Raw genomic sequence first — 12,638 nt, forward strand, 5'->3', positions numbered from 1 at the left:
CGCTGATTGGTCGGTCAGCACAGGGCCAATCGGCAACAAGTGGCACGATTGCTGGAGCTTGACCAGGCCGCTTAAGCTCTGTACATGGCGACCCGATGGATCTCTGCCTCCAGAGTGGCCCGATTGCTCGGCGACACCGACTGGGCCTCGCCGGCCTACCAGGACCTCGCCGAACGGCTCCGGCTGCTCATCGTCGACGGCCGGATCGGCCACGGTTCCCGCCTGCCCAGCGAACGCGACCTGGCCGGCGAACTCGGGTTGAGCCGGTCCACCGTCGCCGCCGGGTACGCCGAGCTCCGCGACCGGGGCTATGCGGAGGCCCGCCGCGGCTCCGGGAACTACGCGATCGCCGGCTCGGCCGGATCCGCCGGGCTGCTCGGGACCGAGGGTCCGACGGACGGGCTGATCGAGTTCAACCGGGCCGCGCCGCAGGCGACCCCGGGCCTGCTGATCGCGTACGAACGGACGATCGGCGAGCTGCCGGGGCTGCTCGGCAGCACCGGGTACGAGCCGCAGGGCGTGCCCGTCCTGCGGGAGGCGATCGCGGACCGGTTCGCGCAGCGCGGGCTGCCGACCGATCCCGACCAGATCCTGGTCACCTCCGGCGCGCTGTCGGCGCTGGCGGTGCTGGCCCGTTGCCTGCTCTCCCGCGGCGACCGGGTGCTGGTCGACGCACCCACCTATCCGAACGCGATGGACGCCTTCCGGCAGCACGGTGCCCGGCTGGTCGCGCAGCCGCTCGGCGGCGACGGCTGGGATCCGGAGGCGACCGAACTGCTGGTCCGGCAGACCTCGCCGCGGCTGGCGTACCTGGTGCCGGAGTTCCACAATCCGACCGGCCGGCTGATGCCCGAGTCGGCCCGAGCCGCGCTCCGCGACGTGTTCCGGACCCAGCGGGTGACCATGATCATCGACGAGACGATGGTCGAGCTGGCCCTCGACGACCCGGCCGCAATGCCGCCGCCGCTGGCCACCGGCGCGGCCGATGCGATCACGGTCGGCTCGGCCAGCAAGGCGTTCTGGGGTGGGCTCCGGGTCGGCTGGATCCGGGCGCCGCGGTCACTGATCCGGCCGCTGGTGCAGAGCCGGGTCGCACTGGACCTCGGCACTGCGCCCCTCGAGCAGCTCGTCACGGCGGGCCTGCTGCGCGACGCGTCGACCCTGTTGGAACTGCAGCGGGAACGGCTGACCGAGCAGCGGGACCGGTTGATCACCGAGCTGGCCGAGCGGCTGCCCGGCTGGACCTGCGAACGGCCGGCCGGTGGTCTGTCGCTGTGGATCACGCTGCCGCGCGAGGTGTCGTCCCGGCTGGCCGGCAACGCGGATCGGTATGGCCTGCAACTGACGCCGGGCGGCCAGTTCTTCCCGGACGGCGGCGGCGAGCGGATGCTCCGGCTGCCGTACACCCTGTCGATCGAGACGCTGACCGTGGCGGTCGACCGGCTCACCGAGCTCTGGGCCGACGTCGCCTCCCGGCCGGTCAGCCCCGGCCGATTGTCGCTGACGGCCTGACGGTCACTTCTCGGCGGCCTTGGCGGCGGCCTTCTTCTCCTTCTTGTAGCTGCGCACCTTGAGCAGGGACTCCGGGTCGACCACGTCGGCCACCGAGCGGTACCCGTCCAACGCGTAGTCGCCGGCCGCCTTCTCCCAGCCGTCCGGCTTCACCCCGGCCTGCTTGGCCAGCAGTGCGACGAAGATCTGTGCCTTCTGCTTGCCGAACCCGGGCAGCCGCTGCACCCGCTTGAGCAGGTCGGCGCCGTTCGCGGCCTCGGTCCAGATCCGGGACGCGTCGCCGTCGTACTCGTCGACGACCACCCGGGCCAGTTCGCGCAGCCGGGCCGACATCGCGCCGTGGAAGCGGTGCACGGCGGGCGGCACGGCGCAGAGGGCGGCGAACTTCTCCGGATCGGCGTCGGCGATCGCGACCGGGTCGATCGAACCGAACCGGTCCAGCACCTTCCACGGGCCGCGGAACGCGTGCTCCATCGGGTGTTGTTGATCAAGCATCATCCCGGCGAGCAGGGCGAACGGCGACTGATCGAGGACGGCGTCGGCTTCGGCGAGCCCGGTGATCTGGTACGACATGCACCCATCCTCTCGCATCCCACCGACAGCAACGGATTGTGAGTTGCATCACACGAGTCGTGCATTGGCCAGGCCCGATGTGATTGGCTCGCGGAGCGCGCAGAACCCTTTGACCGTCACCGCCCGGTTCGGCCTATTCTGGGCCCGCCTGGACAAGGCCCGGGCGGAGCGATCCGCCTAGTTCCGTTACGAACGAAGGGTCTTGTCATGCCCAGGCTCCCCCACTCCGTCCGCCGGCTGGCGCGCCATCTGTGGCTGCTCTGGCACGCGGCACCCGTCCACGTGCTGGCCTGCTTCACCCTGTCGGCCCTCCAGGCTGCGTCGGCCGTCGCCGCCATGATCACCTCGGGCCGGTTGGTCGGCGCGCTCGCCGACGTCCTCGCCGGAGTCGGTTCGCCGACGGCGGTCGGGATCTGGCTGGCCGCCACCGCGGCGGCGCTCGTCGCGGGCCCGCTGCTGGCGGCGGTCTCCGGCGGCGTCGAGGAGGTCACCGGTGCCCGCTACCTGAGCGCGTACCAGGATCTGCTGCTCGACACCGCGACCCGTCCGTACGCGCTGAGCTGGGTCCGGTCACCCGCCGGAGCGGAGGCGCTGGACCAGGCGGCCGGGGCGTTGCAGCACTGGCTGTTCCTGCGCGGGGTGGGCGGCCTCTGGGGCGTCGTCGCGTCCCGGCTCTCCGGGGTCGGTGCCCTGGTGATCGTCGCCGGCTGGCGGTGGTGGGTCGCGGCCGTCCTGCTGATCGGCTGGTTGACCCTGTCCCGGACCACGGCCCGCTGGCGCGCCGTGCTGATGGACGATGCCGGCTCGATCCCGTTGCGGCACCGGGCGTCCTACCTGCAGCGCGTCGTGCTGGAACGGTCGTCGGCCAAGGAGGTGCGGCTGTTCGGGCTGGCCGACTGGTTCGTCGACGCGTTCGTCGCGCTCCGGCACCGGATCATGATCGACGTCGCCGCAAACCGGCGCCGAACGGTGCGCGGGACGGTCGGTTCGCTGATCCTGTTGTTGCTGCTGCACGCGGGCGCGTTCGGCTTCTTGATCATGGACGTCGTCGGCGGGGCGGTCACGGTCGCGTCGCTGGCCACCCTCGTGCAGGCGCTGTTGGGGCTGAGCGTCTTCGGCCGGCAGGACGACGACGAGACCTCGTTGGACCGTACGGCCACCGAACTGTCCCGGCTGATCGACTTCCGTGCCTCGCTCGGACTGCCCTTTCCGCAGCCGGTCCCGGACGATCATGATCAGGTCGATGGCGGGCGGCCGGGGCAGGCGCGGGTCGAGTTCCGTGGAGTCGGTTTCGGCTATCCGGGCACGGATTCACCGGTGCTGGAGAACCTGGACTTGATCATCGAGCCCGGCGAGTGTGTCGCGATCGTCGGGCCGAACGGGGCCGGCAAGTCCACCCTGCTCGGGCTGCTCTGCGGCTTGTGGTCGCCCGATGCGGGCACGGTTCGGATCGACGGCCGCGACCCGGCGACGGACCCGCGGGCCCGGTCCCGGATCGCGCCGATCTTCCAGCAGTTCCTCCGGTTGCCGCTCAGTGCAGCCGACAACCTGGCCGCTGGGAACCGTTGGCTGCCCGGCACGGACTGGGTGCGGGCTGCCGAGCGCGCGGGGGCCGACGCGGTCCTGGCCGAACTGCCCCGCGGGCCGGAGACGGTGCTGTCGGCCGAGTTCGACGGCGGCACGAACCTGTCCGGCGGCCAGTGGCAACGGATCGCGCTGGCCCGGGCACTGACGGCGATCGAGTCTGGCGCCGGGCTGCTCGCGCTGGACGAGCCGACCGCGGCCCTGGACGTCCGGGCCGAGGCGGCGCTGTTCGAGTCCGTCCTCGATCATGGGGTCTGCAGTACCACCGTGTTGATCACCCACCGGTTGTCCTCGGTACGGCACGCGGACCGGATCGTCGTGCTCGGCACCCCACCCGGCAGGTCCGGAGCCCGGGTGATCGAAACCGGCAGCCACGAGGAACTGATCCGGTCCGGCGGGAGCTACGCGCGGATGTTCGAGTTGCAGGCGGCACGGTTCCGGGGTGAGCTGTGATGCGATCACTGGTCCGAGCCCTGCACCTGCTCGTCTCCACCTCGATCCGGGTGGCCCCGGTCGCGTCCCTCGGCTGCCTCGCCGAGCCCGTCGGGGTGCTCGTCGCACTGCTCCAGCCCTGGTCGCTGGCGATGTTCATCGGCGGCGCCACAACCGGAGATCCCCAGCGGATGATCACCGCGGCTGCGGTCTTCGTCCTGCAGGTCGCGGCGTCCCGCGTGCTGTTCATGATCGGGATCAGCTCGCGGATCAACCAGATGGAACGAGTCGGGGCCACCTTCGCTGCGGAGATCGCCCGGATCACCGCAGCGATCCCGACCGTCGATCATTTGGACGACCCGCGTTACCTCGATCAACTCCAACTTCTGCGGGAGCGCTCCGGCGCCGTCGGCCTGGCCATCAACACCATGCTCAACCAGCTGAGCTCCGTGGTCGGGGTGATCGGCGTGCTGGCCCTGGCCACGTCGGCGGATCCGCGGATGCTGCTGGTCGCCCTGGCCGGCGTACCGACCGTGCTGGCCGGGCCGATCGTCGCCCGGTGGCGCGGCCGGGCGGAGGCGGCGAGCGCCGAACCGGGCCGGCTGGCCCGGGCCTTGCTCAGGTTGGGCATCGATCCCGAGCACTTCGGCGAGGTCCGGGTGTTCCGGCTGGCCGACGGGCTACGGTCCCGGCTGCTCGCGGCGAGCCGGGCCTGGCGCCGACCGATGGTCGCGCTGGCCCGGCGCGAGGCGACCTTGACCGCAATCGTCCAGGTGATCTTCTTCGGCGTCGCGGCGGCCGTCCTCGCGGTCCTGGTCCAGGACACGCTGACCGGTCGGGGAACGATCGGCGACCTCACCCTGGCCCTGCTCCTGGTCACCCGGCTGCAGGGAGTCAGCAGCCAGTTGAGATCCGTGATCAGCGAGGTCGCCGACATGTCCCGGACCGCGGGCCGCTACCTCTGGCTGCTGGACACGGCGGACAAGATCACCGAGGACCATCCGGGGCGTGCCGCGCCGCCCGGACGACCGGGCCGGCTCGTCCTGACCGATGTCGGCTATCGCTACCCCGGCTCGGGTCGGGACGCGCTGAGCGGCGTCGAGCTCGATCTTGCTCCCGGGACCGTACTCGCGGTGGTCGGGGAGAACGGTGCCGGGAAGTCCACCCTGGTCGAGTTGATCACCGGGCTCCGTACCCCGTCGTCGGGAACGATCAAGATCGGCGAGGTGGCGCTGAACGATCTTGACCCGGCGGCCTGGCGGAGCCGGATCGGCGGCGCGTTCCAAGATCATGTCCGGTTCGAGCTGGTGCTGTCCGAGACGGTCGGCATCGGTGATCTGCCGCGTCGCGATGATCAGGCGGCGGTACGGGCAGCGCTGATCGCCGGTGCCGCGGAGCAGGTGGCGGACGGGTTGCCGGACGGGACCGCCACCCAGCTCGGCACGGCCTGGCCGGGCGGTGTCGACCTGTCCGGCGGCCAGTGGCAGCGACTCGCCATCGCCCGCGGGCTGATGCGGCCCGCTCCCCTGGTCCGGGTCCTCGACGAGCCGACCGCGGCCCTGGACGCGATCACCGAGCACCAGCTCTTCGACCGCTATGCGGCGGCGGCCCGGGCCGGCCGGAGTGCCGGGACGATCACCATCCTGGTCACCCACCGGTTCTCCACCGTCGCCTCCGCGGATGTGATCGCCGTGCTCGACCGCGGTCGGCTGATCGAGTACGGCAGCCATGCCGACCTGGTTGCGGCCGGCCGCCACTACGCCCATCTCTACGAACTCCAGGCGCGCGGCTACCGGTCATGATCACCGGACGGCGGTAGCCTCCCGCCATGAGACCCTTCTCACCGACCCGGTGGCGCCTTCCGATCATGGTCGGAGTCGTCGCCGCACTGACGGTGATCACGGGCTGCGGACCTGCGGTGCCACCGTCACCGAGTGCCACGCCCGCCGTGCGCGTGGCGACGTTCCGGGTCGCCGACAGCGAGACCTTCCGGGTCGAACTGGCGACGCCCGAACTGGTCGCGCACGCCGAGAAGCTGCTCGCCGGCGAGGACGTCGAGGCGATCCCGCTCGGCCGGGTCGTCCGCGGCGACCCGGGACCGAACGCGCCGTGGACCTGGCACCTCGACCCGGCCACGTTCTCCTTCGCCTTCGCCACGACCGAGGTCTGCGACGGCCTGCCGTCCTTCGTCGAGGACGAGACGATCACCAGCGACGACTACTGCCCGTGGTCGGCCAAGGTGATCGCCGTCGACTGAGGCCAGCGGCTCGACCGGCTAGACCTTGATCACGTCGAGACCCGGCATCTCGTCGTAGTCGTTGTCCTGGGTGGCCAACGGAACACCGTGCGCGATCGCCGTGGCCGCGATCCAGGTGTCGTTGATCGGCGCCTTGGCACCCGCCGAACGCAATCGCGAGACCAGCAGTGCCCAGGCCTCGGAGACCCGCTCGTCAATCGGAAGCGGCTCGCACCGGAAGGCGATTCAGAACGCTTCCGCGGCGCCGAACCGCAGGGCTGCGGTCAGGGCCAGTGGGACCGGCGGGTCGGGAGCAGCCGGAGCCGGACGGCGTCCGGGGCGCCGGGTGCCGGCGCTCCCGTACCGACTGTCACCACGACGTCGGCGTCGCGCACCGGCAGCCCCGGGTAGCCGTTCTCGGCGTGCAGGGTCTCGAACCGGGCCAGCGGACGGAACCCCGGCTCCGGCGCCGGCAGCGGCCCCGGCGCGCTGATCGCCACCTCGACCGGCGGCCGCGCGGCTCCATGATCAGGGGCGTGCTCGTCCACCGTGATCGGTCTGAGCAGCAGGACGTCGTCGGAGTCGATCATGGTCTCGTTCGCGGCCCGGGCATGCCGCGCCCAGACCGGACCCTCGTAGAACCCTTGCAGGGCGGCGATCCGGGACTCCAGATCGCGATAGCCGCGGAACCAGACGAAGCGGTCGTCGGCTCCGTCCTCCCGGAACAACCCGAGCAGGCAGATGCCCTGTTCCTGCTGGGACTCCACGAATTCGCGCTCGAAGAGTTCGATCAGTTCGTCGCGCCGGCCGGGCCGCAGCAGGTAGCGGCGCAGTTCGACGACTCCGCACTCCGACGGGTCCATCAGGCCACCGTACGGGTGCTGGTCATGATCCAGTTGAGATGCCAGGTCGCGCCCTCGTCGAAGGAGAAGAACTGCCGCCAGCGCGCCGAGTCCTGGGTGATGTCGGACCAGACGTAGCGGACCAGCAGCTCGACGCCGTTCACCACGTCGCGGCACTCGAACGTACCGACGCCGTCCACGAACCGGCCGACCACCGGCTCGTCCAGGACGCCGGGGCGGCCGGTCGAGGCCCACCAGATCCGCCACAGCCCGGTCTCCGGCTCGAACAGCCGCAGCGTGAAGCCCTCGATGCTCCCGCCGTTCGGCAGCTCCGGCACCCGCAGCGTGTCGCAGTTGCCGAGGCCGCCCAAGATCAACCGGACCTCGTCGGTGCCCTCGAACTCGATCCACTCGTCGCAGTCCGGGTCGAGCGCGTCCGTGACCCGGCGGTGGTGGACGTGCCAGCTGCCGGCGAAGAAATCGAAGTCGTGCCGGCCGTCGGCGATCGGTTCGGCGTCGAGGGTGTCAGTCGTCATGGCGGCACTCTGGCAGCGAATCACTGCCATCTCCTGTCAGTGTTTCACCGATACTGGTGTCATGCGTGCCAGCCGGCTGGTCAGTGCCCTGATGCTGCTGCAGGCACGCCGCACCATGACGGCGCGGGAACTGGCCGACGAGCTCGAGGTCTCGGTCCGCACCGTCTATCGCGACATGGAGTCGCTGCAGCACTCCGGCGTACCCCTCTACGCCGACTCCGGCCGCTCCGGTGGCTATCGCCTGGTCGAGGGCTATCGCACCCGGCTCACCGGGCTCACCCACGACGAGGCGCAGGCGCTGTTCCTGACCGGGCTGCCGCAGGCCGCCGATCAGCTCGGTCTCGGTGCCGTGCTGGCCAGCGCCGAACGCAAGCTGCAGGCGGCGCTGCCGGAAGAGTTGCGGACCCGCGCCGAGGAGGTACGGGAGCGGTTCCACCTCGACGCACCGGGCTGGTACGCCGAGCGGGACGAGCCGCCCTGCCTGGCCGAGGTCGCCGCCGCCGTCTGGCAGCAACTGCGGATCACCGTGATCTACCGGCGCTGGCGGGAGCCCAGCGTGGTCCGCCGTACCCTGGAGCCGCTCGGCATGGTGCTCAAGGCCGGCCGCTGGTACGTCGTCGCGCGGTCGGCCGACGGCGGGCCGCCGAGGACGTACCGGGTCAATCAGGTGCTCGGCGTCGAAGGCACCGGCGACCCGTTCGAACGCCCCGCCGACTTCACCCTGGCCGATTATTGGCGTGCCCAGCTGGAAGGTTTTCAGGAGCGGCTGATCCAGGGCGCCGCGACGGTTCGGCTGTCCCCCGCCGGCCTGGACCGCAGCCGCGACGTCTGGAGCGACGCCGCGACCGCCTCGGTGACCGCCACCGCCACCGAGCCGGATCCGGACGGCTGGATCACCGCCAGCCTGCCGATCGAGTCGCTGACCCACGCCGAGACCGAGATGCTCAAGCTCGGCGCCCAGGTCGAGGTCCTGGAGCCGCCCGAGCTCCGGGAACGCCTCAGCCGCACCGCCGCCGAGCTTGCCGCCCGCTATCGCGCCTGATCCGGACGCACATGCTCGATCCTTGGCCGCACCCGCGACTTCCCAATACTTCCTGACGCTTTACCCAGGTTGCTTCTCGTGCAAAGCGCCGGTTTTTCACGTTAACGTGAAAAACTTGTGACCAGTGTGACGCCCGATGCAGATCAGATGTTGATCATGTGGCCGGCGATGCCGTGTGCGGCTTCCTTGATCGACTCCGAGAGGGTCGGGTGGGCGTGGATGTTGCGGGCGATCTCCTCGGCGGTGAGGTCCCAGAGCTGGGCCAGGGTCAGCTCCGGCAGCAGCTCGGTCACCTCCGGGCCGACCAGGTGCGCGCCGAGCAGTTCGCCGTACTTGGCGTCGGCGACGATCTTGACGAAGCCGGTCGCGTCACCGAGGCCCCAGGCCTTGCCGTTGGCCGAGAACGGGAACTTCGCCACCTTGACGTCGTACCCCTTCTCCTTCGCCTGCGCCTCGGTGTAGCCGAAGGAGCCGATCTGCGGCTGGCAGTAGGTCGCCCGCGGGATGAAGTCGTAGTTGATCTCCTGGGTCGGCGCGCCGGCGATCGTCTCGGCGGCCACGATCCCCTGAGCCTCCGCGGTGTGCGCCAGCATCAGCTTCGCGGTGACATCGCCGATCGCGTAGATGTGCGGCACGTTGGTCCGCATGAAGCCGTCGATGTCGATCGCGCCGCGTTCGGTCAGCTTCACGCCGGCCGCCTCGAGACCGTAGCCCTCGGTGCGCGGGGCGAAGCCGATCGCCTGCAGCACCTTGTCGGCCTCGAGCACCTGGCCCTCGCCGCCGGCGGCCGGCGACACCGTCACCTTGACCTTGTCGCCGGAGTCGTCGATCGCGTCCACCTTGGTCGAGGTCAGCAGGGTCACCCCGAGCTTCTTGTACGCCTTCGCCAGCTCGGCCGAGACGTCCTTGTCCTCCAGCGGCACGATCCGGTCCAGGTACTCGACGATGGTGACCTTGACGCCGTAGTTGCTCAGCACGTACGCGAACTCGACGCCGATCGCGCCGGCGCCGGCGATGATGATCGACTCCGGCAGCGTGTCGGTGAGGATCTGCTCCTCGTACGTCACGACCCGCTCGCTCAGCTGGGTGCCCGGCAGCAGCTTCGTGGTCGCGCCGGCGGCAATGATCATGTTGTCGAACGTGATCGTCTGTGCCTCACCGGAGTCACCCTGAACCGACAGGGTGTGATCGTCGACGAAGGTGCCCCAGCCGTCGATCTCGGTGATCTTGTTCTTCTTCATCAGGAAGTGGACGCCCTTGCTCATCCGGTCCGCGACGGCCCGGCTGCGCTTGAAGGCGGCCCCGAAGTCCATGCTGACCTCGCCGTTGATGCCGTACGTCGACGCTTCCTTGGTCAGGATGTGCGACAGCTCGGCGTTCCGCAGCAGCGCCTTGCTCGGGATGCAGCCGACGTTGAGACAGACCCCGCCCCAGTACTTCTTCTCGACGATGGCGGTGTTCAGTCCGAGCTGCGCCGCGCGGATCGCGGCCACGTATCCTCCGGGCCCCGCGCCGAGGACAACGACATCAAAGTGTGCGGTCATGAGGCAACTCTAGAAGGACGGCCGCGGGCCCGGCGCCGGGGTCAGGCGGTGTGCGACACGCGACACGACGTGCCGACACGCCGTAACTCGACTTAACTCACATATGAGATATGGTGCTCGACGTGACTGATACCTCTCTGGACCGAATCGGCACCCTGATCCGTGACGCGCGCAAGCACCGCGGGCTGACGCAGACCCAGCTGGCCACTGTGCTGGGCACCAGTCAGAGCGCGATCCACCGGATCGAAGCCGGCAACCAGAACCTGAGTCTGGACATGGTGAGCCGGATTGCGGACGCGCTCGATTCTCCCCTCATCTCCGTCGGCGCCGGCCCGATGCACCTGCGGGTGACCGGCGGCGCGACGCTCAGCGGCAGCATCGACGTGCGCTCGTCCAAGAACGCCGCCGTCGCCCTGCTCTGCGCCAGCCTGCTGAACCAGGGCAAGACCACGATCCGCGGGATCGCCAAGATCGAGGAGGTCAACCGGATCCTCGAGGTCCTGACCAGCATCGGCGTCGAGGCCACCTGGTCGCCGGACCGGCAGGACCTGACCCTGGTCCGGCCGGCCGAGCTCGACCTCGAGTCGATGGACGTGGAGGCGGCCCGGCGCACCCGGAGCGTGCTGATGTTCCTCGGCCCGCTGCTGCACCTGATGACCGAGTTCAGGCTGCCGTACGCCGGCGGCTGCGACCTCGGCGCCCGGACCATCGAGCCGCACCTGCAGGTCTTCCGCCGGTTCGGCCTTTCGGTGGTGCCGACCGACGGCTACTACCACTGCACGGTCGACCCGGACGTCGAGCCGAACCGGCCGATCATCCTGACCGAGCGCAGCGACACCGGCACCGAGAACGCGCTGCTGGCGGCGGCACTGTTCCCGGGCGAGACCGTCCTGCGCAACGCCAGCCCGAACTACATGGTGCAGGACCTGTGCGTCTTCCTGACCCACCTCGGCGTCGAGATCGACGGCATCGGCACGACGACGCTGCGGATCCGTGGTGTGGAGAGCATCAACCGCGACGTCGAGTACGCGCCGTCGGAGGACCCGATCGAGGCGATGAGCCTGCTCACCGCGGCGATCGTCACCGAGTCCGAGCTGACCATCCGGCGCACCCCGATCGAGTTCCTCGAGATCGAGCTGTCGATCCTGACCGAGATGGGCCTCAAGTACGACCTCTCGCACGAGTACGTCGCCGAGAACGGGCACACCCGGCTGGTCGACCTGACCGTTCACCCGTCCGAGCTGAAGGCGCCGATCGACAGCATCCACCCGATGCCGTTCCCGGGCCTCAACATCGACAACCTGCCGTTCTTCGCCGTGATCGCGGCGACGGCGCAGGGTTCGACGATCATCCACGACTGGGTGTACGACAACCGCGCGATCTACCTGACCGACCTGAACAAGCTCGGTGCCCAGGTGAAGCTGCTCGACCCGCACCGGGTCGAGGTGACCGGTCCGACCCGCTGGCGCGGCGCCGAGGTGATCTGCCCGCCCGCCCTCCGGCCGGCCATGTGCGTGCTGCTGACCATGCTCGCGGCGCGCGGCGAGTCCCTGCTGCGCAACGTGTACGTGATCAACCGCGGCTACGAGGATCTGGCCAACCGGCTCAATGCGGTCGGCGCGAACATCCAGATCTACTACGACACGCACTGATCGACTTCTCCCCGGAGCCTGTCGAAGGGCAGCCAAGATCAACGCGCTCGGACCTTCGACAGGCTCAGGGACCGATGCTGCGACGAGCTCTCAGGGAAGGATGTCGTCGTCGCGGTGGGCGGCGTAGAAGTCCGCCTGCCGGCGCATGATCTCGCGCATCGAGGTGCCACGGTCGACGCCGTACACGGTGCGCGGGAAATCGAGACCCTCCTGCACGGCCCAGAGTTCGTCGTGCCGGTCGGGTGAGAACAGTTCGGCCGGGTCGCCCGCGGCGATCCAGCCGATCGGCACCGTGGCCCCCGGCACCAGTCGCGAGTTGACGTGCAGCACGCTGTTGATCCGTAGCTCGGATCCCTGCTCTGCCAGCGATCCCGGGAACAGTGACGCCCCGGTCGCGACGAACACCTCGTCCTCGATCACTGCGCCGTTCACGTGTGCGTGCGGCCCGATCAACACCGCGTCGCCGATCCGTACGTCATGATCACGACGGCCGCGGACCAGTGCGTTCTCCATGATCACCACGTCGTCGCCGGTCGTGATCATGCCGTCCTCGGCGGTCAGCACCGCGCCGTGCAGCACCCGCACCCGCTCCCCCAGGATCACGTTCCCGCAGACCACGGCGGTCGGCGCGACGTAGGCCGACGCCGGGATCGCTGGACAGTGTCCTCGATGTTCCAGCAGCATG

The 12,638-nt window shown here is 69.9% G+C and carries 12 protein-coding genes; 6 read left to right on the forward strand and 6 right to left on the reverse strand.

Annotation, left to right across the window (positions count from 1 at the left end):
• Positions 1–84 precede the first annotated feature (84 nt).
• Positions 85–1,512: a MocR-like transcription factor YczR gene (yczR, locus tag AC6CCG_RS19345; protein ID WP_496656223.1), complete on the forward strand. Its 1,428-nt coding sequence runs from the start codon at positions 85–87 to the stop codon at positions 1,510–1,512.
• 3 nt (positions 1,513–1,515) lie between these two features.
• Here yczR and AC6CCG_RS19350 read toward each other — a convergent pair whose 3' ends face one another.
• Positions 1,516–2,085: an HhH-GPD-type base excision DNA repair protein gene (locus AC6CCG_RS19350; protein ID WP_496656224.1), complete on the reverse strand. Its 570-nt coding sequence runs from the start codon at positions 2,083–2,085 to the stop codon at positions 1,516–1,518.
• Positions 2,086–2,292: 207 nt separating this feature from the next.
• On the opposite strand from AC6CCG_RS19350, the gene AC6CCG_RS19355 reads away from it, so the two are divergent.
• The 3 genes from AC6CCG_RS19355 to AC6CCG_RS19365 are packed head-to-tail and all read left to right on the forward strand — an operon-like array spanning position 2,293 to position 6,358.
• A complete protein-coding gene (locus tag AC6CCG_RS19355; RefSeq protein ID WP_496656225.1) occupies positions 2,293–4,122 on the forward strand; it encodes an ABC transporter ATP-binding protein in 1,830 nt (609 codons plus the stop codon).
• Positions 4,122–5,903, forward strand: coding sequence for an ABC transporter ATP-binding protein (locus tag AC6CCG_RS19360; protein WP_496656226.1), 1,782 nt, complete (start codon positions 4,122–4,124; stop codon positions 5,901–5,903). Before AC6CCG_RS19355 ends, AC6CCG_RS19360 begins: the two co-directional genes overlap by 1 nt.
• A gap of 26 nt (positions 5,904–5,929) precedes the next feature.
• Positions 5,930–6,358, forward strand: a complete 429-nt coding sequence (locus AC6CCG_RS19365) for a BP74-related protein (RefSeq protein ID WP_496656227.1) — start codon at positions 5,930–5,932, stop codon at positions 6,356–6,358.
• 18 nt (positions 6,359–6,376) lie between these two features.
• On the opposite strand, the gene AC6CCG_RS19370 is transcribed toward AC6CCG_RS19365, so the two are convergent.
• Genes AC6CCG_RS19370 through AC6CCG_RS19380 form a run of 3 tightly spaced genes read right to left on the reverse strand, consistent with a single transcriptional unit; the run spans position 6,377 to position 7,715 of the window.
• Positions 6,377–6,583, reverse strand: coding sequence for a PIN domain-containing protein (locus AC6CCG_RS19370; RefSeq protein ID WP_496656301.1), 207 nt, complete (start codon positions 6,581–6,583; stop codon positions 6,377–6,379).
• A 38-nt stretch (positions 6,584–6,621) separates the two neighbouring features.
• Positions 6,622–7,200 (reverse strand): NIPSNAP family protein, encoded by a 579-nt coding sequence (locus AC6CCG_RS19375; protein WP_496656228.1) that lies wholly within the window; start codon positions 7,198–7,200, stop codon positions 6,622–6,624.
• Entirely contained in the window at positions 7,200–7,715 is a 516-nt protein-coding gene (locus AC6CCG_RS19380; RefSeq protein WP_496656229.1) for a hypothetical protein, read from the reverse strand. The genes AC6CCG_RS19375 and AC6CCG_RS19380 overlap by 1 nt, the downstream gene beginning before the upstream one ends.
• Positions 7,716–7,776: 61 nt before the next feature.
• Between AC6CCG_RS19380 and AC6CCG_RS19385 the strand changes: the two genes are divergently transcribed.
• Positions 7,777–8,757, forward strand: a complete 981-nt coding sequence (locus tag AC6CCG_RS19385; protein WP_496656230.1) for a helix-turn-helix transcriptional regulator — start codon at positions 7,777–7,779, stop codon at positions 8,755–8,757.
• A 143-nt stretch (positions 8,758–8,900) separates the two neighbouring features.
• Here the strand turns inward: AC6CCG_RS19385 and lpdA are convergent, their stop codons facing one another.
• The gene (gene lpdA / locus AC6CCG_RS19390; protein WP_496656231.1) at positions 8,901–10,301 is read right to left on the reverse strand and encodes a dihydrolipoyl dehydrogenase; all 1,401 of its coding nucleotides are present in this window, start codon (positions 10,299–10,301) and stop codon (positions 8,901–8,903) included.
• Positions 10,302–10,423: 122 nt separating this feature from the next.
• On the opposite strand from lpdA, the gene AC6CCG_RS19395 reads away from it, so the two are divergent.
• A complete protein-coding gene (locus AC6CCG_RS19395; RefSeq protein ID WP_496656232.1) occupies positions 10,424–11,953 on the forward strand; it encodes a helix-turn-helix domain-containing protein in 1,530 nt (509 codons plus the stop codon).
• 90 nt (positions 11,954–12,043) lie between these two features.
• Here AC6CCG_RS19395 and AC6CCG_RS19400 read toward each other — a convergent pair whose 3' ends face one another.
• Positions 12,044–12,637, reverse strand: coding sequence for a gamma carbonic anhydrase family protein (locus tag AC6CCG_RS19400; protein ID WP_496656233.1), 594 nt, complete (start codon positions 12,635–12,637; stop codon positions 12,044–12,046).
• Position 12,638 lies beyond the last annotated feature (1 nt).

This window comes from Microlunatus sp. YIM B11417, assembly GCF_059617205.1.

Coding starts and splice junctions, on each gene's coding strand:
- yczR (WP_496656223.1), top strand. CDS start 85: ATGGCGACCCGATGGATCTCTGCCTCCAGAGTGGCCCGATTGCTCGGC.
- AC6CCG_RS19350 (WP_496656224.1), bottom strand. CDS start 2,085: ATGTCGTACCAGATCACCGGGCTCGCCGAAGCCGACGCCGTCCTCGAT.
- AC6CCG_RS19355 (WP_496656225.1), top strand. CDS start 2,293: ATGCCCAGGCTCCCCCACTCCGTCCGCCGGCTGGCGCGCCATCTGTGG.
- AC6CCG_RS19360 (WP_496656226.1), top strand. CDS start 4,122: ATGCGATCACTGGTCCGAGCCCTGCACCTGCTCGTCTCCACCTCGATC.
- AC6CCG_RS19365 (WP_496656227.1), top strand. CDS start 5,930: ATGAGACCCTTCTCACCGACCCGGTGGCGCCTTCCGATCATGGTCGGA.
- AC6CCG_RS19375 (WP_496656228.1), bottom strand. CDS start 7,200: ATGGACCCGTCGGAGTGCGGAGTCGTCGAACTGCGCCGCTACCTGCTG.
- AC6CCG_RS19380 (WP_496656229.1), bottom strand. CDS start 7,715: ATGACGACTGACACCCTCGACGCCGAACCGATCGCCGACGGCCGGCAC.
- AC6CCG_RS19385 (WP_496656230.1), top strand. CDS start 7,777: ATGCGTGCCAGCCGGCTGGTCAGTGCCCTGATGCTGCTGCAGGCACGC.
- lpdA (WP_496656231.1), bottom strand. CDS start 10,301: ATGACCGCACACTTTGATGTCGTTGTCCTCGGCGCGGGGCCCGGAGGA.
- AC6CCG_RS19400 (WP_496656233.1), bottom strand. CDS start 12,637: ATGCTGCTGGAACATCGAGGACACTGTCCAGCGATCCCGGCGTCGGCC.